General features: G+C 41.7%; 17 protein-coding genes. 11 read left to right on the top strand and 6 right to left on the bottom strand.

Annotated elements, in window-relative coordinates; genetic code table 11:
• The first annotated feature begins 87 nt into the window (after positions 1-87).
• From D9T12_RS00405 to D9T12_RS00375, 7 genes are all read left to right on the top strand, one after another.
• Entirely contained in the window at positions 88-1,866 is a 1,779-nt protein-coding gene (locus D9T12_RS00405; protein ID WP_130536321.1) for a sensor domain-containing diguanylate cyclase, read from the top strand.
• Positions 1,867-1,908: 42 nt separating this feature from the next.
• Positions 1,909-2,580, top strand: coding sequence for a nitroreductase (locus D9T12_RS00400; RefSeq protein ID WP_130536320.1), 672 nt, complete (start codon positions 1,909-1,911; stop codon positions 2,578-2,580).
• A gap of 122 nt (positions 2,581-2,702) precedes the next feature.
• Entirely contained in the window at positions 2,703-3,197 is a 495-nt protein-coding gene (locus D9T12_RS00395) for a hypothetical protein (protein ID WP_130536319.1), read from the top strand.
• Between the two features lie 49 nt (positions 3,198-3,246).
• Positions 3,247-3,534, top strand: coding sequence for a hypothetical protein (locus D9T12_RS00390; RefSeq protein WP_130536318.1), 288 nt, complete (start codon positions 3,247-3,249; stop codon positions 3,532-3,534).
• Positions 3,531-4,958, top strand: a complete 1,428-nt coding sequence (locus tag D9T12_RS00385) for a TolC family protein (protein WP_130536317.1) — start codon at positions 3,531-3,533, stop codon at positions 4,956-4,958. The genes D9T12_RS00390 and D9T12_RS00385 overlap by 4 nt, the downstream gene beginning before the upstream one ends.
• Positions 4,959-4,976: 18 nt before the next feature.
• On the top strand, positions 4,977-6,389 hold the full coding sequence (locus D9T12_RS00380) for a multicopper oxidase domain-containing protein (protein WP_130536316.1): 1,413 nt from the start codon (positions 4,977-4,979) through the stop codon (positions 6,387-6,389).
• 10 nt (positions 6,390-6,399) lie between these two features.
• Positions 6,400-6,774 (top strand): copper-binding protein, encoded by a 375-nt coding sequence (locus tag D9T12_RS00375; RefSeq protein WP_206199107.1) that lies wholly within the window; start codon positions 6,400-6,402, stop codon positions 6,772-6,774.
• Between the two features lie 389 nt (positions 6,775-7,163).
• On the opposite strand, the gene D9T12_RS00370 is transcribed toward D9T12_RS00375, so the two are convergent.
• Complete coding sequence (locus D9T12_RS00370) at positions 7,164-7,769, bottom strand: EAL domain-containing protein (protein WP_130536315.1); 606 nt, start codon at positions 7,767-7,769, stop codon at positions 7,164-7,166.
• A 209-nt stretch (positions 7,770-7,978) separates the two neighbouring features.
• Between D9T12_RS00370 and istA the strand changes: the two genes are divergently transcribed.
• Together istA and istB are read left to right on the top strand one after the other, a co-directional pair.
• A complete protein-coding gene (gene istA / locus D9T12_RS00365) occupies positions 7,979-9,505 on the top strand; it encodes an IS21 family transposase (protein ID WP_130536314.1) in 1,527 nt (508 codons plus the stop codon).
• A 14-nt stretch (positions 9,506-9,519) separates the two neighbouring features.
• Positions 9,520-10,260 carry an IS21-like element helper ATPase IstB gene (gene istB, locus D9T12_RS00360; protein ID WP_130536313.1) on the top strand — a complete coding sequence of 247 codons (741 nt, stop codon included), beginning with the start codon at positions 9,520-9,522 and terminating at the stop codon, positions 10,258-10,260.
• A gap of 49 nt (positions 10,261-10,309) precedes the next feature.
• Here istB and D9T12_RS00355 read toward each other — a convergent pair whose 3' ends face one another.
• On the bottom strand, positions 10,310-12,829 hold the full coding sequence (locus D9T12_RS00355; protein WP_165395009.1) for a diguanylate cyclase domain-containing protein: 2,520 nt from the start codon (positions 12,827-12,829) through the stop codon (positions 10,310-10,312).
• 274 nt (positions 12,830-13,103) lie between these two features.
• Here D9T12_RS00355 and D9T12_RS00350 point away from each other — a divergent pair, with 274 nt between their 5' ends.
• Both D9T12_RS00350 and D9T12_RS00345 read left to right on the top strand, forming a co-directional pair.
• A complete protein-coding gene (locus D9T12_RS00350) occupies positions 13,104-14,867 on the top strand; it encodes a choice-of-anchor I family protein (protein WP_130536311.1) in 1,764 nt (587 codons plus the stop codon).
• A gap of 150 nt (positions 14,868-15,017) precedes the next feature.
• Complete coding sequence (locus tag D9T12_RS00345; RefSeq protein WP_130536310.1) at positions 15,018-16,856, top strand: 5'-nucleotidase C-terminal domain-containing protein; 1,839 nt, start codon at positions 15,018-15,020, stop codon at positions 16,854-16,856.
• A 181-nt stretch (positions 16,857-17,037) separates the two neighbouring features.
• On the opposite strand, the gene D9T12_RS00340 is transcribed toward D9T12_RS00345, so the two are convergent.
• From D9T12_RS00340 to katG, 4 genes are all read right to left on the bottom strand, one after another.
• A complete protein-coding gene (locus D9T12_RS00340; protein ID WP_130536309.1) occupies positions 17,038-17,280 on the bottom strand; it encodes a helix-hairpin-helix domain-containing protein in 243 nt (80 codons plus the stop codon).
• A gap of 14 nt (positions 17,281-17,294) precedes the next feature.
• Entirely contained in the window at positions 17,295-17,795 is a 501-nt protein-coding gene (locus tag D9T12_RS00335) for a GNAT family N-acetyltransferase (RefSeq protein WP_130536308.1), read from the bottom strand.
• Positions 17,796-18,099: 304 nt separating this feature from the next.
• Positions 18,100-19,026, bottom strand: a complete 927-nt coding sequence (locus D9T12_RS00330) for a DMT family transporter (protein WP_165395008.1) — start codon at positions 19,024-19,026, stop codon at positions 18,100-18,102.
• A gap of 189 nt (positions 19,027-19,215) precedes the next feature.
• Positions 19,216-21,390, bottom strand: coding sequence for a catalase/peroxidase HPI (gene katG, locus D9T12_RS00325; protein WP_130536306.1), 2,175 nt, complete (start codon positions 21,388-21,390; stop codon positions 19,216-19,218).
• Positions 21,391-21,573: the final 183 nt, after the last annotated feature.

Raw genomic sequence — 21,573 nt, 5'->3', positions numbered from 1 at the left:
TAATTGTTGAATGACGTTTATCTATCTTGCAAGCTGTGCTGACAGGTTATACTTCCTCATCTGGACTGTTCGTTGGAGTAAAAGATTTTGTTGGATTACTTTTATTTGCATCGCTACAAAGTTTTACTCGCTGTTTTTCTTATTGCTGTTCTGCAAGTCATTACTTACTTTGGCGTTCAGTATTACCAATCGGTCGCCCAAGAACATCGATACAGTGAATACTCAGAATCGGTAAATTCCAGAGTCGAACAAGCGATAAAAGAGAAGCAGAAAACAACCATCGCAATGTCGATTATCCTTTCGACCATTCTTGAACAGAATGACATGAATATTACTGCTCTTCATAATTCAGCAGTAATCAATAAAGTTGAAAACTTTTCTTCTTACAAAAGTGTTTGGGTTCAAGTGGTGGATATTAACGGTAAGTCTCTCTATCGAAACTGGACATCTATTCGTGATGGCTTAAATAAAATCCGGCCAGAGTTCAAACAGATTATTGAAAGCCAAGCTCCCATCACAGGTATTTCTTCTGGGCGTTTCGATGTATCACTCAAAGCCGTAACGCCAATCTTTAACAAACAACAGGAAATTGTCGGGTTTTTAGACTTAATTACTCACTTCAACTCCATTCAAAGACGTTTTGAGGCTGAAAAAATTGACTCTCTAGTCATTGCTACTCAGGATCGGTCAAAAATTATTCAACACCCATTTAGTTCTCATAAAATTGGTTCGCACTATGTCGCTAACCTAAATCCAAATCCAGAAATTCTAGAAAAAATAAGTCCTAAAGATATTTCATTGTGGTTAAACAACAAATACACCATATGGAATAATTTACTGGTGGTTCCCTACCCTTTAGTTGCCAACAACAATCAGATTCATGGCTACTTTTTCAGCTTTATTTCGGTCGATGACATAAACCTCACGGCCAGCCAATCTTTTGAAGCTGAACAAACCTGGAAAAGATTGATTCAACTGGATATTTTCCTTACATTATTGATTCTAGCAGGACTTGGTTTTAGCATCATCTTTGCGCAAAAGAATCATTATCAAAATATTCTAAACGCTGAAAATGATTTAGTTTTAGTCACCAACGGCAACAAGCTATCAGAGGGAAATCAAAAGCTGTTTGAATATTTTCCTAAACTCCCCGAAGATAAAAGCTGTGTCTGTGATTATTTTCTTGAGGAAGAAGGCTATTTAAGCAAGTATATGGGTTCAAAAACTTGGCTGGAAGTACTGTTGGAAAACCCTAAAAATGTATTTTTAGCTAAAGTTCAACCGGTTGATAAAGTCCTAACATTAAGTGTGAAAGCGACGCCTCTTAATCCCAAAAGCGGGCAATCCGTTGTCGTCATGAGTGATATCAGCCAATTAGTCGAATTGCATGACCAAAGTCAAACAGACCCTTTAACAAGAGCCGGAAACCGCCGTTCATTTGACTTCCAATTAAAAAACTCAATTCAAAACGTGTTGCATAACCATCATCCTTTAGGCTTTGTCATTTTCGATATTGATGACTTTAAACTTATCAATGACGAATATGGTCATGCTGCCGGCGATCAGGTATTAAAAAACATCACTAATTTAAGTTTTGAGTTATTGGAACACAAACGTATTCTCTACCGAGTGGGTGGCGAAGAATTTGTGATCATTCTTGAAAATACAAACAAGGAAAAGCTCAAAGAAATTTGCGAATCCATTCGAGATAAAGTTGAAAATTGCACATTTGATCCCCAAATAACACTGAGTTTTGGAGCAACCCTTTTTGTGGAAACAGATTCCACAGAAAGCCTGTTTAAAAGAGCGGATAAAGCACTTTACCAAGCAAAAAAACAAGGTAAAAACCAAGTCGTTATTCTTTAAACCAGACTATTCAATACATCCGAATCAAATGGAAAAAATTTAATGTCACTCACCGTTACTCAAGCAATTCGTCAACGCCACTCTACGCGCGCTTTTTTAGACCGGCCGGTAGAACTTTCAACCATTCAAACAATTCTGGATACTGCTCGCTTTGCGCCTTCGGGTGTTAATACTCAGCCGTGGCAAGTTGCCGTGGTAACAGGCGAAACTAAACAACAATTGCAAAATGCTTTTTTGGCGGAATTTGAAGCAGGCAACCGCGGACAGATGGATTATGGCTATTATCCTGATGAATGGCATCCACCCTATAAACAACGCCGTGTGACAACCGGAAAACAACTCTACGGTGCGTTAAATATTGAACGCCAAGACAAAGAACGTCAAAAAGCGCAATGGGCAGCAAACTACCGCGCATTTGACGCACCAGTGATGTTGATATTTCTCATCGATCAGTCGCTGAATACCGGCTCTTATTTTGATTGTGGAATGTTTGTACAAAATATTATGTTACTTGCCGAAGAAGCTGGGTTAGCAACTTGTCCGCAAGGCGCTTTGGGAGAATATCCTCAGATTATTCGCCAGCAATTGGATTATGACGAAAACAAGCTTATTTTGGGTGGTATGGCGATTGGCTATGAAGATACAAATCATCCAGTCAACCAGTACCGCACGGAACGTGAAGCCATCGAAAACTTTACAAAGTTTTTTGCGTAAAAAGATTCAAACTTTACCGGCCGGTCAAAACTTTATTCAAGATTCAATGCTTGAATAACCTTGTAAATCCCATAAAATGAAAATTAAAACTTTCATATTTAATTTTGGCATACGGTACTTCAATGAAAAAAGCAATTTCCAACAATTTGCATTTTTTCAAAGCCACATTGGTTTTGTGGCTGATGACTGCCGTGTTCACTCAGGGATTCGCCGCTGGTTTAAGTTGTTTGCATCACTTCAAGCCAAACACCGCTACTCAAATTTCATTTGAAGCGTTAGATGCAAAAACGATGCATTTTAATACCCACTCAAGCAACCACCAAATTTCCACCAATCAACTTTCCAATCATTACCACCACTCACTATTGCAGTCCAAGCAACTAGATGCCCAAAACAACAGTCATTCAATGATTACGGACACTAAATGCGATACACAAACCGATTCCAAATTCCAACATAACGATTGCAAATGTACTTATTTCATTAGTGTCGAGCTTTTGGAAACTCCCATATTAGTTTGGCAACAAACGCCCTCTTTTTCTGCCATACCTACTTTGGTAGAAACTTTCCGTTCAACCGATTTTACTTCCATTTATCGACCTCCGCTCAACGCATAAATTTTTGATTCTATCTCAAAATTTTTAATCCAATTTTTTTGGAGGCACTATGCGTTTTTTAAATTTAAGCGGTGTCCTGCTTATTGGTGTGTGCACCAATGTACAGGCACAAGAACAGGTCGATTATCAATCGGCATTCTCAAACTACAAACCCTTTATGGATGCGCCTTTAGGTGACTGGCATCAAGCTAATCAAACCGTTGAGAAAATTGGTGGTTGGCGCGTCTATATGCAAGAAGGCATGCAAAGTTCAAAACCAGCATCACAAGAAAGTTCATCCAATAGGCATTCGCACCATCATCATGAACACTCAATGATGCAAGGAGGTTTCCAATGAAAACCTCTCCACTCTATTGGCGTTTTTCTGTCATCACCCTTGGGATTTTAAGCCTATCTGGCTGTGCAACCGTTGATATGCCAAAATCGGTGCAACAAACCAATCAACAACTCACTCCATTTACACAAGGAGAATTAGTATTTCATCAAAATTTAGAGTCTCCTAACTTTCAACAAAACTTTGCAGATGAACTGTTGAAATCGCCACTGAATCAAGCAAAAGCAGTCAGCTTGCTCTTGAATTACAGTCCAGAATTCCAGAGTTTGTTAGCTCAAAATTGGTCTCGACAATCAATGGCCGCGCAGATTGGACGCATTCATAATCCTGCTTTCAGTTTTGAACGAGTCAGTAATGCTCATGAAATTGAAATCGGACAAGTGCTGTCATTTGGACTACTAGATTTACTAACATTACCAGCAAGACAGGAAACCGCTAAATGGCAACTCAAACAACGCCAAGCTGAATTAGCAGTGAAAGTCGTGACACAGATTAGCCAATTGCGAAACGCTTGGATTGATGCAGTGGTTGCACAAGAAAAATGGCAATATGCAAAAAAAGTTATGACGGCTGCGGAGGCGACCGCTACCCTTGCTAAACGCATGCAAGCAGCAGGTAATTTCACTCGGATACAAAGCTTACGTCAACAGCTTTTCTATTCAGATGCAGCCGTAACTTTGGCCAAAAGACAACACGAATGGCTGAGTAAAAAAGAGCAATTAGTCCGTTTGCTCGGGTTAACAGCCAAGCAAGCCAAACAGCTCAAACTCCCTTCACAGCTCAGTGATTTACCCGATTCGCCCTTATCAGTGGAAAGCGTTAAAAATCTGGGCGCAAACCGCCTTGATATCCAAATGGCTCAAATCCAATTAGACTCTTTGCTATCAACTTATGGCATTGAAAAAGTCACCAGCTTTACTGATATTGAAGTTGGCTTAATCAAAGAATCCAAAGAGGATCGGGAACCCGGCGATAAAGAAAACTCTGATGGCTTTGAAATTGAAATTCAACTCCCTATTTTTGATTGGGGAGAACTCAAGCGGCAGTCCGCTAAAGCAAAATTATTACAAGCTCAAACCCAACTTTTGACCTCTCAACGCCAAGCATCATCCTACTTGCGAGAAAGCTATTCTGCTTATCGCACGGCTTACGATATTGCCAAACACTATCAAAATGAAGTGGTACCCATGCAAGAAATTTTAGCTGAGGAAAACACTTATCAATACAACGGAATGTTTATTAGCGTATTTCAATTAATATCCGACAGTAAACAGCAGATCTCAGCAATTGAAAGCACAATTGATGCAAAAGCCGACTTTTGGAAGGCGAAAACTAATCTGGATGCCAATCTCATTGGTCAACCGATTACCTCGAGTTTGACTCAAATCAATTCAAATTCAGCCAATAACGCAAGCGATGCGCACTAACCAAATTAGGAGAAATTTATGAATAGTCGACGAGATTTTTTAAAAATGGCTGGGCTTGCAGGCGGTGCTGTTGCCAGTAGTTTGGTTCACAAAAGTGCACTAGCAAGTATACCAGAACCGGTAATCCAAACTTCCGCGGATACTATGGACCCTCTATATCCCGATACTGGCCAACCATATAATCCAGTGGTTACTCTAAACGGTTGGACTCTGCCTTGGCGCATGAACAACGGTGTGAAGGAGTTCCATTTAGTCGCAGAACCTGTTCAACGTGAGATGGCTCCCGGAATGATTGCTAATCTATGGGGTTATAACGGCCAATCACCTGGGCCAACTATTGAAGTAGTTGAAGGAGATCGAGTACGTATTTTTGTTACGAACCATCTTCCTGAACACACCAGTATCCATTGGCACGGTCAACGTTTACCCAATGGAATGGATGGTGTTTCTGGACTGAATCAACCTGCGATACCGGCCGGTAAAACATTTGTCTATGAATTTGAGGCGCGCCGGCCGGGAACTTTTATGTACCACCCTCACGCAGATGAAATGACGCAAATGGCAATGGGAATGATGGGATTTTGGGTCACTCACCCCAAACAAAAACACCCTCTAATTAACGAAGTGGATCGTGACTTCTGTTTTTTATTGAATGCCTATGACATTGAACCTGGTGCTTATACTCCCAATATTATGACCATGACTGACTTTAACCTTTGGACTTGGAACTCACGGGTTTTCCCCGGAATTTCACCACTGTGTGTTCGCAAAGACGACCGAGTGCGTATTCGCATCGGAAACCTAACCATGACCAACCATCCAATTCATATCCACGGACATGAATTTGAAGTCACAGGTACAGATGGAGGCCCAACGCCGAAAGGCAGTCGCTGGCCAGAGGTCACGACCGATATCGCCGTTGGGCAAATGCGGCAGATTGAATTTATTGCCGATGAAGTGGGTGATTGGGCATTTCACTGCCATAAAAGCCATCACGCTATGAATGCAATGGGACATGATGTGCCAACAATGATTGGTGTCGACCATAGCGGTGTTACGAAAAAACTGCATTCTCTGGTGCCAGATTACATGGCGATGGGCGAACGTGGCATGGCAGATATGTCTGAAATGCAGATGGCATTGCCAGAAAACACCTTACCGATGATGACGGGTGACGGACCTTACGGCTCTGTAGAAATGGGTGGTATGTTCAGCGTTTTCAAAGTACGAGAAGATCAAAAACCCGGTGACTATTCTGATCCTGGTTGGTTCCAACAACCTGCTGGAACGCAAGCCTATGAGTACCAAGGCGAACCTTTAAAACCCAGACGTTCAAACGATGCAGGGCAGAGTGCAATGCCAACGAAAGAATCAATTGATACGCCGATTGAAGTTAACGTCAAAAAATCCTCAAATCACAACCATCACTAAGGAGAAATTTATGAAAACTCAAGCAGAAAAAACCTTCAATACCATTCGTGCAATTTTAGTTATTGCGCTAACTTTTGGTGTCAGTTCATCGATTTGGGCAATGAATCATAATAATGATCACCCTAACGGTCATAACATGCACATGATGAGCGAACACAAAGCTATGCAAAAAACTGTAATAGCCGAAGTCAAACGCGTTCAGCTTCATAATGGAAAAATCACTTTAAAACACGGTAAACTCGATGAATTGGATATGCCACCAATGACTATGTCTTTTAGCACTGATGACCCAACCATGCTTGAAGGTTTAAAACGTGGTGATCAAGTTCGATTCCGCTCAGATTCCAAAATGAAATTGCTGGAAATTCAAAAAACGAATGACTAGATATTTTTTTGGCTATGTAAATTTTGTGATTGTTATGTGATTTTGGTCTCACCCTAAAAATCAATAATAATCAGATTTTTGCCCAATATTTTTTCCGTTCATTTCTTTGCCCTGGCAAAAGAAATGAACCAAAGAAAACAGCCCCACTCCGCTCGTTAAGTCCAGCTAACGCTTATCCTCTGGCGATTTCGAAACTCGCAAACAAAGTTTGCTCAAACAGTCTCATCGCTCGCAGAGTCTTTCGCTAAGCTGGACTAAAACTCACTTCGAAGGGGGAAAAAGGCATTTGTCGCTGGCTTATTTAAAACCTGAAACAATCATAGAATTTACTTACCCATTTTTTTAAATAATTTTTTGAGTAATTTTATAACTTAAATTTTCTAAAAAAATTACCAAGTGGATGACTTCCAACTCTCAACCCAGTCGTCCACTTGGTTAATCGGCATTGGTTTTGCAATGCCATATCCTTGACCGAGTTCACAGCCATTTTCGATTAGATATTGTCCAATTTCTCGAGTTTCTACCCCTTCTGCAATCACTTTACGGTTAAAGGCTGCAGCCAAACCAATAATGCCGTCAACAATCGCTCGATCTTCGTTATCGGTTAACATGTCACGAACAAATGACTGATCAATTTTGACTAAATTCGCAGGCAAATAACGTAAATACGTCAAAGACGAATAACCCGTCCCAAAATCATCCAAGGCGAATTTGATTCCCATTTCCTGACATGAGTTAATCACCTGAGACACTTGTTTTAAATCAGCAAGCGCCTGACTTTCCAAAACCTCAATTTCTAAATGTTGATACAGGTGTTCTGGGTAATCCTTAAGAATCGCCAGCAAATCTTCTATAAATGACTCCGTTAACAACAGTTGACCACTCACATTAATGCTAATGGTAAAGTCCTGTATATCTGTTCCTTGCCAATTATTGAGTTGAATTAACGCTTGGTGCATATTCCGGCCTGACTTGAACACCCATTCCGGAAACATTTGAACACCTATTCTGGTTTTACTTGAACACTCATTCCGGTTTTATTTAGTACAGTTTTGGCCGATTTTCCGGAATCACTGTTCAAATCCCCGGAATCGGTGTTCAAGTGTTTCCAGAATCCTTTCAACGCATTGATTTATTTCACTATTTCGTATCGAATCCCTCTTTTTCGTTGGCAAGAAGAGGTTCGGTTTTGAAAAGGATTACAATGCGTAACATTCGTGAAGTTTTACGCCTGCATTTTTACGCAGGTTTAAGCATTCGTCAGATTCACCGCAGCACGAAAATCAGTGTCGGTTCGGTGCAATCGCTTTTAAAACGTGCCAAAGAACTCGATTTGTCTTGGCCACTTGATTCATTCGATGATGCCCAACTCGCACAGCAGTTTTATCCCACTGCCGATACGCGAGCCTCTACCCGTTTCCAAGTGCCTAAGTGGGCTGAGGTGAAAAAGCAACTCACCCATAAGGGCGTCACCAAGCAACTGCTCTGGGAGGAGTACTGTCAACAATACCCTAACCGTTGTTATAGCTACTCTCAGTATTGCGACCGTTATCTCAACTGGCTTAAAAAACAACAACGCTCCATGCGCCAGCACCATAAAGCCGGAGAGGTCTTATTCGTCGACTATGCTGGTAAAACCATGCCGATTGTCGATGGCTTAACCGGGGAAGTGCGACACGCTCAAATCTTTGTGGCGGCGATGGGTGCCAGTAACTATTACTATGCTGAAGCCACCTGGTCACAAGGGCTTCAAGACTGGCTAGAGAGTCATGTTCGAACCTTTGGGTTTTTAGGCGGTGTACCGCAAACGATTGTGCCCGATAATCTCAAAAGCGGCGTCTCCAAAGCCTGTAAATACGACCCAGAGGTCAATCCCAGTTACCAACAGCTTGCCCAGCACTATGGCACGGTGATTCTGCCCACTCGTCCTCGTAAACCGAAAGATAAAGCCAAGGTAGAGGTGGGTGTGCAGATCATTGAGCGCTGGATTTTAGCGCGTCTGCGTCACCAGACGTTTTTCTCTCTGGGTGAGCTCAACCAGTGCATTCAAGCCTTGTTAACAGAGGTGAATACAAAACCCTTTAAACGCCTTGAAGGCAATCGTCTTGAATGGTTCGAAAACATTGACCGGCCGGCATTGTTGCCTCTTCCAAGCAACGCTTATGAATACACCCACATTAAACGCGTTAAGGTGAATATTGATTATCACGTTGAGTTCGACCAGCGGCTCTACTCGGTACCGCATGAATTGGTGGGCGAAACCATTGAACTACATGCTACGAGCAAACAGATTCAACTGTTCTTCCATAATCGCTGTGTGGCCACACACCTTAGAGGTTATACCTATGGCTTTACCACCGATTCTCAGCACATGCCCAAAGCACACTTGGCTCAGCACAAAGTCTCTCCCGGAAGCTTAAAAAACCAAGCCAAAGCCATCGGTCCTGAGGTGTTGACTTGGGTGAGTACGCAGCTCATGACTAAAGACCATCCAGAACAGGCTTATCGCGTCTGCTTAGGCGCATTGGGCCTCACTCGTCAGTATCCCGCTGAGCGATTAAATCGGGCCTGTCAGCGCGCCAATCACTACAAGCTGTACCGATTACAACAACTCAAAAATATCCTGGTCAGCAATCTAGATCAGCTACCCATTGAGACGAACAAGGCAAACACCTCGACGACACTGCCCCAGTCCCATGAAAACATCCGTGGCCCGCACAGCTTCCACTAATTCGGAGACCCTTTATGCAAACCTTATTCAACCAAATCGATGCCTTAAAACTGTATGGCCTACGTCAAGCTCTGCAACATCAACTGGATCAACCGAGCCATTATGATGACTTGAGTTTTAGTGAGCGACTCTTGCATCTGATGCAAAGTGAGCAACAGGACCGAGACCATCGCAAACAGCAACGACTGATCGCTCAAGCCAAGTTCAAACTGCTGGCCACCGCTCAAGGCATTGACTACCAACACCCAAGAGGGCTCACCGCCAGTGTAATGCGTGACCTACTTCAAGGCGAGTGGCTCAAACGTCATCAGAATGTGCTGCTCACCGGCCCTTGTGGTTCAGGAAAAACTTATCTTGCGTGTGCACTGGGTCACACGGCTTGTCTGCAAGGCTATGGCGTCAAGTATTACCGCATCAGTCGCTTACTGTTAGAACTCACTCAATCCAAAGCGGATGGGACTTATCAAACCGCACTTAAACGTCTTGCCAAATTACCGTTACTCATTCTCGATGATTGGGGATTAGAACCACTCAAAGCCTCGCAACGCAATGACCTGATGGAAATCATGGATGACCGCCATGGCGTCAGTTCCACGATTCTAATTAGCCAGTTACCGACAGAGGAGTGGTATCAATCGATTGGTGACAACACGCTTGCTGATGCGATTTTAGATCGACTGATGCACAACGCGCATCGCATCAAACTCAAGGGCGAATCGATGCGAAAAATGCAATCAAAGATTGACGCCACTTGAACACTTAGGGTAAAAAAGCCACAGCCAACGATGCGTTGAAATCAGGTGTTCAAATAAAACCGGAATCACCGTTCAAGTCCGCCGGAATATGCACTTGGCGAATCACCCAAAAATCAATGTCAATCTCGATTGGCCACCCAGACAAAATAGGCAAAAAGTCATTCGGGTATCGCAAACCTTCTTGAGGGTGTTGCCAGCGAATTAATGCTTCAACCCCTTGGATTGCACCCGTTTTCATATTAACTTGGGGCTGATAGTGCAAAACAAATTCATTATTCCCCAAGGCTGATTTTATGGCATTCAACCAATCTTGATTACTTTGAATCGCTAACTCTTTCTCAATATCAAAGAATGCATACTGATCTTTTCCTTGGCGTTTTGCTTGATACATCGCCTGATCTGCATGTCGAATTAACTGCTCTGCATCCACCTTATCATCAGGATATAAAGTCACACCAATGCTGGCTGAAATCTGAACTTTGTGCACAAATTCAATATTTATTTCGCGAATCGATGCTAATAAACGTTCCAATAATGGAATCAATTCCAATTTATCGGCAATTTCCTCAAAGATTACGACGAACTCATCGCCACCAATACGCGATAAGGTATCGGTTTTTCTTAAAATATTGGACATTTTTGCTGAAATTTGGATCAACAAATCGTCACCCCGATCATGACCAAATTGATCATTAAAAGCCTTAAATCCGTCTAAATCGATGAACGCAATGGCAATTAAATCGTTCGATCTTTCTGAGCCAATAATTGCTCGGTGAAGGTGATCGCTCAACAAACGTCGATTAGGCAAACCTGTCAAATCATCAAAATTCGCTAAATTTTCTAACTGCTGTTGATGCTGTTTTTGTTCAGAAATATCAGAAAACAACACCACAAAATGCAATGGTTGGCTTGGATCATTTTCATCAAACACCGTACTAATCGTGGTTAATTGAGGATAATAATCGCCACTTTTTTTAATATTCCAAATTTCCCCTGTCCAATATCCATTTTGTAATAAGGATTTCCAAAGGTTCTTGTAAAACCCTTTTGAATGCTTATTCGATTTTAAAAAATTCGTTTTTTGGCCTAAAGCTTCTTCTCGGCTATAACCAGTTATCTCAGTAAACGCGTGGTTAACCTCGATAATCGTACTATCTGGCAGTGTAATTACAATCGCTTCCCGAGCCGATTGAAATACACTGGCTGCCAACTCTAATTCAGATTCTTTGTGTTTTAAATCAGTAATATCGGTTGCACGACCAACTTCCAATAGTTTGCCTGTTGTCGGGTTAGCAATTACCCTCATTCTGGCATTTATCCAATGAACTTGGTTGTCTGAAGAGAGAATTCGATAGATGTTTTCTAAGCTGTTATTAATTGACAAATTCTTATAAGAATCAATAACCCCTTGTCTATCTTCTTCATGAATGGAATCTAAAAAACGGCTGTTGTCTTCATACAAACTTTCTCGACTCTGTCCCCATAGAGTTTCATAAACAGAACTGACATACTCAATTTTTCCAGATTCAAAATCTCGTAACCAAAGCACTTCGGAAATATTTTCAGAAATAAAACGTAAATTCTGTTCATTGCGAGCCAGCTTGGCTTCAGCTCGAATTCGATCGGTATTATTTCTTGAGACAAAAATAAATGTGTTTTCTCCTGCTGGATTCTGTTTTATCGAGGCCGATAGTTCAAAATATTCTGTATTTCCATTAATCTCTATTTGATATTGCTTATGCTTAATTTGCCCAGTTTGTCTCATTGAATCGATATTCTGTTGAGTCAATTCAGCAATTTTCGGTGGCAGACATTCTTTGATATGCTTTCCCAAAAAACTTTTTGGAGGTAAATAAAGTTGATCACGATTTGAGGCATGAAAATCAAGAAAAACACCTTGTTCATCCAATTCAAATAACAAATCCGGTAATGCATTTAAAGTTGCTTTAAGCTGCGATTGAGTTTGAACTAAATGTTTTTGTAAATGTTTGGTTTTTAGGAGGGTTCGATAAAGATAAAGTGTCAAAAAAGCCAAAATTGACAAAGCCACTCCCATTAACCAAAACTTTATCTGTCGGTTTTGATAGATGGCTTGGGCTTGTTCATCTAAGCTTTTTTCAAGTATGGTTTGATAGTGTTGGGAAGCCCCTTCAGACAATTCTAATTTATCAATAGGAACAATCAGTGACAGTAAACGTTTGCGACCTTGATAACGAATCGAGGAGACAAAAACCTCCACTTTTTTTATTTCACCACTGGCAAGTTTATGACGAAAAATAAAATAATTTCGACCTTCCTCTAATGCTTTTTGGCGCTCCTCGGCAACTTGCTTGGATGTAAAGGTATTGATTTCTTGAATGGTTTTACTGGTTAATTCTGGATAACCATAGAAACGCTTTGCTGCACTATTAGCATCCAAAATGACTCCAGAATCCGGTTCAATTAACAGAGCAGGCAAGTCAATTTTTGACCAATCTACAGGGAGGCTCTGCAAATTATCAGAAGCTAAAGCGGTATTGTTAAAAGCCAGCAAACTGAGAATCAAAATTCTTAGCGAACTTTTAAACATTTTTTCCCAGTTTTCCCTAAAACAACCCATAACCGATACCAGAAAAAACCAATATTGAACGAAAATTGATAATAGCACTCTCAAATCCTGCCTGAATAAAATTAGGGTTAAATCACAGAAATAAATAAGAAAAAGAAAAGGCAAATCAAGTTCATACAACAAAAGTTTCTACCGGCCGGTATTAAATTTAATGTCATCTAAAGAACATTTTAGGTTCACAAACGCTTAATTATTTTTTGGTTTACTTCCCTCGCTAATTTATAGGAGTTGAACCATGTCTTTTCAAAAAAACCTTTTATGGGCTTCACTTTTTTCAGGCCTAATTCTTTCATCAGGTTGTAACAATGATGACAACGAGACAACTACAGAACCTGCTGTAGAAACCACTATTTCAATGCAACAAATGGGCACATACGCTTCAGGTGTGTTTGATGAATCCGCAGCAGAAATCGTAGCGTTTGATGCTGATACAAAACAAACCTTTGTTGTAAACGCGAACTCAGGACAGATTGATGTATTGAATTCATCAGATGTTTCAAACCCAACTAAAAACTTATCGATTAACTTAGCGCAAACACTTCAAGATAACGGAATTGTTGGGTCAACCGATTTAGTCGGCACTGCAAACTCAGTAGCTGTTAAAAATGGCTTGATGGCGGTTGCAGTCGAGGCAGAAACTAAAACCGATAATGGTTGGGTAATGTTCTACAAAGTCAGTGATTTGAGCTTTGTTTCAGCCTTAGAAGTAGGCGCTTTACCGGATATGTTGACCTTCTCACCAAATGGCGAATTATTAGTCGTTGCCAATGAGGGTGAACCTTCTGAAGATACCTACGCAATTGACCCAGAAGGTAGTATCAGCATTATTGATATTAATTGGGACGGCAGTACTTTATCAACGAATGTCACCTCTCTCGGCTTTGCAGGAATTTCGTTGCCAGAAGGTGTTTTATTGAATGGTTACAATGCCACACCTGCCCAAGATTTAGAGCCTGAATATGTCGCTATTTCTGAAGACAGTACCCGTGCGTTTGTCGCCTTACAAGAAAACAATGCGATTGTAGACGTTGATTTGACAACCAAAACCATTAATAAAATCTTTGCTTTAGGTTTAAAAGACCACTCTATTGATGGCAATGGCCTGGATGGTAATAACAAAGACGATATGGTTAATATCAAAACCGAAAACGCACTGGGAATGTTAATGCCGGATTCCATCGCAACTTACCAAGTAGATGGTGTGAACTATGTTCTAACCGCCAATGAAGGCGATAGCCGTGATGACTGGTTACTAGCATTAGATCAGGTAAGTTGTGAGGCGGCTGGCTTTTACTTTAATAAGGAAGAAGATGCTGGCGAACAATGTATCGATGAAATCACTTTAAAAGACGCGCTGGATTCTGATGTTTATGAACCTGCTTCAACCACTGCAAAATTGAACTTATCTCGCTTTGATGGCGGTGATTTAAGTGACACGGTTAATCGTTTGAAATTTTCCCACAGCCTAACATTAAAACATGGTGATTTAGACGGTGACGGAACCATCGATAAAATTCTAAGTTTTGGTGGTCGTTCTTTCTCTATTTTCAATGCTGAAACGGGTGAACAGGTTTTTGATTCCGGTGATACATTCGAGCAAATTACCGCTGAGAAGTACGGAACCGATTTCAATAATGACAATGCTGAGAATGCTGCTGAAGATCGTTCAGATAACAAAGGCCCAGAACCAGAAGCCTTAGAAATCGCTCAAATCGGCGATAAAACTTATGCGTTTATCGGTTTAGAGCGTATGGGTGGCATTATGGTCTATGACATCACCACGCCTTCTGAAGCAACATTTATTGAATACAATTCGAACCGTCTGACAGATGTCACCAATGATGTACTTGAAGCCGGTGGTGCAGGTGATCTTGGACCTGAAGGGATGAAATTTGTTTCTGCTGAAAATAGCCCAAATGGACAACCATTATTGATTGTTGCCAGTGAAGTCAGTGGTACCACCACTTTCTATCAAATCAATGAAATTGAAGTTGATTAAACTTTAAACACACCTTTACTTTTTAGCCCGCACTCTGCGGGCTTTTTATTTTTTAAATCGTTCATAAATTTGTGATTTTTCTGTCACAAAGTCATCAAAAAAATCGAGTCTAATTTCATAGACATTTATATCTTTTTTTCTGAGGAAACTATGAAATTATCTAAACTTAATCACGCCCTAAAAACCGCATTTATTGGTGCATCTATTGTGACAGCGTCGTTTGCCTTAACGGCTTGTAACAGCGATTCTGATTCAGAACCTCAAGCTCTTGAAATGACCATTTTGCATATCAATGACCATCACTCTCATCTCGAAGAAGATTCTATGGATATCACTCTTGGAGCAGATGAATACGAAGTGGCAAGCGGTGGTTTCCCACGTGTGGTTGAAGCTTTCAAAACACTTGAAGGGCAAACCGCTTCTGGCAATGTTTTAAAACTGCATGCCGGTGATGCCATGACTGGAACGCTTTACTACACGCTTTTCCAAGGTGAAGCCGATGCCGCAATGATGAACGAAGTCTGTTTTGATGCCTTTGCGCTTGGAAACCATGAATTTGATAGCTCGGATTCAGGTCTGAAAACTTTCCTAGACTTCCTAAACCCTGCTGAAAATGCAAAATGTCCGACGACACCAGTGTTGGCTGCCAACGTTGTTCCTACCGAAGGCACCCCTCTTTACCCGGCCGGTGGAAAAAATATGCTTTCTCCTTATACGATTAAAGAATTTAATGATGAAAAGGTCGGAATTATTGGGATTGATATTAAATCTAAAACTCAAAACTCTTCTAGCCCTCTCGATTCGACCCAGTTTTTGGATGAGTTGGAAACGGCACAAAAATACATTGATGAATTAGAAGCCGATGGCATTAACAAAATCATCCTATTAACCCATTATCAATACGCAAATGATTTAACACTGGCTTCCAACCTTGATGGAGTGGATGTGATTGTGGGTGGGGATTCTCACAGTTTGCTAGGTGATTTTGATCAGTATGGTTTAAATTCACAAGGCGATTACCCAACCAAAGTCACTGATAAATCAGGCAATACTGTTTGTGTGGTTCAAGCTTGGCAATATGCACAAGTCGTCGGTGAATTAAATGTATCTTTTAATGCGGATGGTCAAGTCGAAAACTGTTCAGGAACACCACACCTATTGGTAGAGTCTGAAAGTTCTGAAGTCAATGCATTGCTAGCAAATGAAACCAATCTTCGTGTTACGACGGCCAACTCTGAAGCTCAAACCACATTAAATGTTTATGCAGCTGACGTAGAAGTATTAAAGCTTGAAAAAATTGCAGAAGCGTCTGGTGACTTGTGTTTGGAACGAATTCCTGGCCAAGGTCGTTCAAATATTTGTACCGCAGATGACACAAAGCCACACGGTGGAGATATTCAACAACTCGTTGCACAAGCGTTCTATGAAATGGATCCAAGATCGGATATTGCCATTCAAAATGCCGGTGGTGTGCGCGTCGATGTACCGGCCGGTGATATTACAACCGATACGGCCTACACCCTGTTGCCATTTTCTAATACATTGGTTGAATTGGAAATGACAGGTGCTCAAATCAAGCAAGTGCTTGAAGAAGCCACTGAAAATGCGGTTAAAACAGTAGAACCTTCTACCGGTGCTTATCCTTATGCCGCAGGTCTTCGCTGGGATATGGATTTGACTCAAACGGTTGGAAATCGTTTATCCAATCTAGAATATAAAGCACGTGGCTCAGATACTTGGGTAACCTTTAATGAATCAGCCACTTATATCGTTTTAACAAATGACTATATTGCTGGCGGTAAAGATGGCTACGCAACCTTTGCTGAGATTACTGGCGACAAATACATCGACACTTTCTTAGACTATGCGCAAAGCTTCTCTGACTATGCCAAGGAACAAGGTACAGTGAGTAAACTGCCTTACTCTGAATACTCTACGCAAAACTTTACAGATACTGAAGGGAACTTCTACGGTACAAAAGCAGAATAATAGTTAACTCTGTGTTAAAACCACTTTTAAGCCCGTATTTTGCGGGCTTTTTTTGTCCTGTAAAAACTCATTTACTGTCATGAAAGCTAATCGATACACCTTTGTCAAACGACACATTCCTACTTAAGCTTTTAATCTAGCCGTTTACGTTTCAAGCTTTGAATTTGAGAAGTTGCAATCGCTACGCATCTTTATGCTGTTTAGCGCAATCAATCGCAGCATTAATAGCTTCTAAACCCTGTGGGCTGTTCTTCCAGCAAGTAGTCCGCAACATGGATGCGACTGTTTCTACAATCTCTTCCCCCTGATAAGTGGCCAGCACCTCAAATGAGTCAATACCAATTTCTTCAATCCGCTTAACTACGGTTGGACCGACTCCTTTCAAAGCCAATAGAGTTTCTTTTTCCGCTTCCGAAAACGCCACCTTATCCTCCTTGGCTAAACCGTTTTTTCCATAATCAAATCGTCCATAAAAAAGCCATTACCGATATCTTTTTTCTGCTCATCCACTACAGAAAACCCTTGGCGTTTATACCAGGCAATCGTATCGTCGTTAAAACGATTGACCGTCAGCCACAAAGCATTCAATCGCAAATCACGCGTAACTTTTTCAGCATGCGTCAGCAACGCTTTGCCAATACCCGTTCCACGAGCCGAATGCTCCACATACAACTTGCTTAACATGGCTTTGCCTTTTTCCACCGACGGAATCACTGCCATATAGCTTTGCTGACCTTGTTCGGTGTGTGCGACAAAATATAGAGCGCCGTCACGAATTTGTTGCCGAATCGCCTCAGCACTCTGAAAATGGGTCAACATATAGTCCACCTGCTCGTCACCGATGATTGGCGTGAAATGTTGTTCCCAAATGGATTTAGCAAGCCGAGCGAGCTGTTCAATCTGCGTTTGAGTCTCAATCGGTATAAGATGTAAGTTCAAAACAATTCCTTAAAAAACGGGATTCGAAATAGATTACTTTAGCAAAAAACATTGTAAAAACCACTAAATATAGTGCTTTTAACTCACTTAAATAGATTTATTATGCGCGTTTTTTCTCATAAAAAATTTTCTATTGCTGTAAAGCATCGTAGAACCGTTTTCGGCTTGAGTAGACAGCCAGTTTTCTTTGGACAAAAGTTTCTGAGTTTTTTCGGCAATCGGCAGACTACCGATGCCAAAATCAAAAAATATGATTGGAAAATAATCTATTAATATTTCGGCTTTACGTTTCTTCTATTTCGATCTAAGCCGATTTGCGCCATATCGATTTACCCGCCGCCAAAACTAAACCGGCAAAAATCAGCCCCAATCCCAACAAAGCAGCAACGGTAATGGCTTCGTCTAACAACAACGCCGATAACATCAAACCGAACGCCGGCATCAAATGAATAAACCCGCCAGCGCGTTCCGCGCCAATCATATCCACCGCTTTGTTCCAAAACATATACGCTAGAATAGAAGCGAAAAAAGCGACGTAAGCCACCGTCAGCCAAAAATCGGTGATAAACGTTATCGGTCGCTGCTGCACAACGCTTTCCCAAGCGTAAAACGGTAACAACCCAAATACCCCGACCAATACCGTCACCGCAAAGAAACCGCTGCCGCCGATGCCTTTCGGCAATTTATGCAACAACACGGAATAGAGCGCCCAGCTAATAACGCCCGTTAATACCCAAAGCAGCCCTGCATCGTGCCCAAAATCTGCTAGAGCTAGTAGCTTGCCTTGTGTTAAAACCAATAAAACACCGGAACCGGAAACCACCATGCCCATTATTTGATACGCATTCAAGCGGTGACCGAGAATTACTGGAGACATCAACAAGATAAACACCGGTACGGAAGACAACAGTAACAACGCATTCACTGCCGAAGTCGTTTGTAAACCGATGTAAACCAGCGTATTGAACGCACCGACACTCAAAATTCCCAACGCCAACATAAAACCAGCATGCGCTTTCATAATCGGCCACTGTTTTTTTAAATCTTGCCACGCCCAAGGCACAATAAACACCGCCACTGCGAACCAGCGCCAAAACGCTAGACCAATCGGCGGAATATTGGCGTGCATCGCGCGTGCCAGCACAAAATTACCAGCCCAGAATAAAGCAGCCAGTGCCAGTAAAAAATAAGCCAATCGATAATATTGAGCAGGGTGCCTATTTGGGTTCAAGAGGAAACATTCACTTAGAATCAAAACACACTATTATAGAACCTCAAACCCGATTTCACTTTGGCATTTGCACTCTAAAAAGCAACAAATATAGTGATTTTTAGAGTGAATAAAATCAAAAAACGGCGCTCAAAGCACCGTTTTTCATATCAATTTTGAACGTCATAAAACCCAATAAACTAAGTTAAATTAAGCCAAATCAAACCGATCAGCATTCATCACTTTGACCCAAGCGGCGACAAAATCTTTAACAAACTTCTCTTGGTTGTCATCTTGTGCATAGACTTCCGCATAAGAACGTAAAACCGAATTTGATCCAAACACTAAATCGACGCGACTTGCGGTGTATTTCTTGTTGCCGGTCATTCGTTCAACAATGTCATAGCTGTTTTTACCCGTTGGCTCCCAACTATATTCCATCGACGTCAGATTGACAAAGAAGTCATTGGTTAAAACCCCTTCTTGGTCAGTAAATACACCGTCTTTGGAACCATTATAATTTGCGCCCAAGGCACGCATACCACCGATCAATACTGTCATTTCCGGTGCGGTTAACCCCATCAATTGTGCACGATCCAGCAACATCTCTTCAGGTTGCACCACATAATCCCCTTTCAAGAAATTACGAAAACCATCGTGCAAAGGCTCCAGCACTTCAAAAGATTCAATATCGGTCATTTCCTGCGTCGCATCACCGCGCCCCGGTGCAAACGGCACTTCCATCGAAACCCCAGCATCCTCTGCCGCTTTTTCAATTGCAGCCGAACCTGCTAAGACAATTAAATCCGCCATAGATACCGGCCGGTTAAATTCTTTTTGAATCTTTTCAAGTACGTTTAGGACTTTTTCAAGACGTTTTGGCTCATTTGCCACCCAATCCTTTTGAGGTGCAAGACGAATTCGTGCACCATTCGCACCACCACGTTTATCTGAATCACGATAGGTACGCGCCGAATCCCAAGCGGTCGCCACTAACTCCGCAACACTTAGACCGGAATCCAAAATTTTCGATTTTAACTCGGCAATCTCAGCCTCATTCGGCACATATTCAGGAGCTGGAATTGGGTCTTGCCAGATCAAATCTTCATCTGGCACATCCGCCCCCAAATAACGTGTTTTTGGCCCTAAATCACGGTGAGTCAATTTAAACCAAGCACGCGCAAAAACCTCTGAGAAATAGTCTGGATCATTGTAAAACCGTTCCGAGATTTTGCGATATTCTGGGTCTTTAATCATTGCCATATCTGCATCGGTCATAATCGGATTGTATCGTTTTGAAGGGTCTTCAACATCGACCGGTTTATCTTCTTCCTTAATATTGATCGGCTCCCATTGCCAAGCACCGGCCGGTGACTTTTTTAACTCCCAATCGTAGTTGAATAGCAGGTAAAAATAACCATTATCCCACTGAGTGGGATGGGTCGTCCAAGCCCCTTCAATTCCACTTGATACTGTATCTCGGCCGATTCCTCTGCTTGTGTGATTTAGCCACCCGAAACCTTGTTCATGAATGTCTGCTGCTTCAGGATCGGGCCCTAAATTCGCCGCATCACCATTGCCGTGACATTTACCTACCGTATGCCCACCTGCTGTCAAAGCCACCGTTTCTTCGTCATTCATCGCCATACGTTTAAAGGTAACTCGCACATCGTGCGCTGTTTTTAGTGGATCAGGATGACCATCTACCCCTTCTGGATTGACATAAATAAGACCCATCATCACCGCAGCCAATGGGTTTTCCAAATCTCGCTCACCGGAATAACGGCTGCCTTCACCGCCAGACGGTTGAAGCCACTCTTTCTCAGAACCCCAATAAATGTCTTTTTCTGGATGCCAAATATCCTCTCGACCACCGGCAAAACCAAAGGTTTTCAAGCCCATCGATTCATAGGCCATGTTCCCAGCCAGAATCATTAAATCTGCCCAAGACAGTTTATTGCCGTATTTCTTTTTAATCGGCCACAGCAGACGACGTGCTTTATCAAGGTTGACGTTATCTGGCCATGAATTAAGCGGTGCAAAACGCTGGTTACCGGTTCCGGCTCCACCTCGACCATCGGCAATCCGATAAGAACCGGCGGCGTGCCATGCCATACGAATCATTAGCCCGCCATAATGCCCCCAATCGGCAGGCCACCAATCTTGCGAATCGGTCATCAGGGCTTTTAAGTCATTTTTGACTGATTCCAAATCGAGCTTTTTGAACGCCTCAGCGTAATTAAAATCCTCACCCAATGGGTTGGTTTTGCGGTCGTGTTGATGCAATATGTCCAAATTCAAAGCATTTGGCCACCAAGCCATGACCGATGATTGACTTTCAGTATTAGCGCCATGCATAAATGGGCATTTTCCTGTTGATTCCATAACACTCTCCTAAAAAATTGGTTTTGAGAAAAATGATATTTTTGACCGGTTTATTGTTTTGTTTTTTTTACCGGCCGGTAACATTCACAGTTTTTATTCTGATACAACTTCAGAAATTAATAAAATTAATTATTTTTAATAAAACTATAAAATTCAACAATATAAGGTAATAGTTCTATATGG

It is taken from the genome of Thiomicrorhabdus indica (genome assembly GCF_004293625.1).
GTDB lineage: Bacteria > Pseudomonadota > Gammaproteobacteria > Thiomicrospirales > Thiomicrospiraceae > Thiomicrorhabdus > Thiomicrorhabdus indica.
The sequence above is the reverse complement of the archived record's forward strand: the minus strand, read 5'-3'. Positions and strand labels throughout refer to the sequence as shown.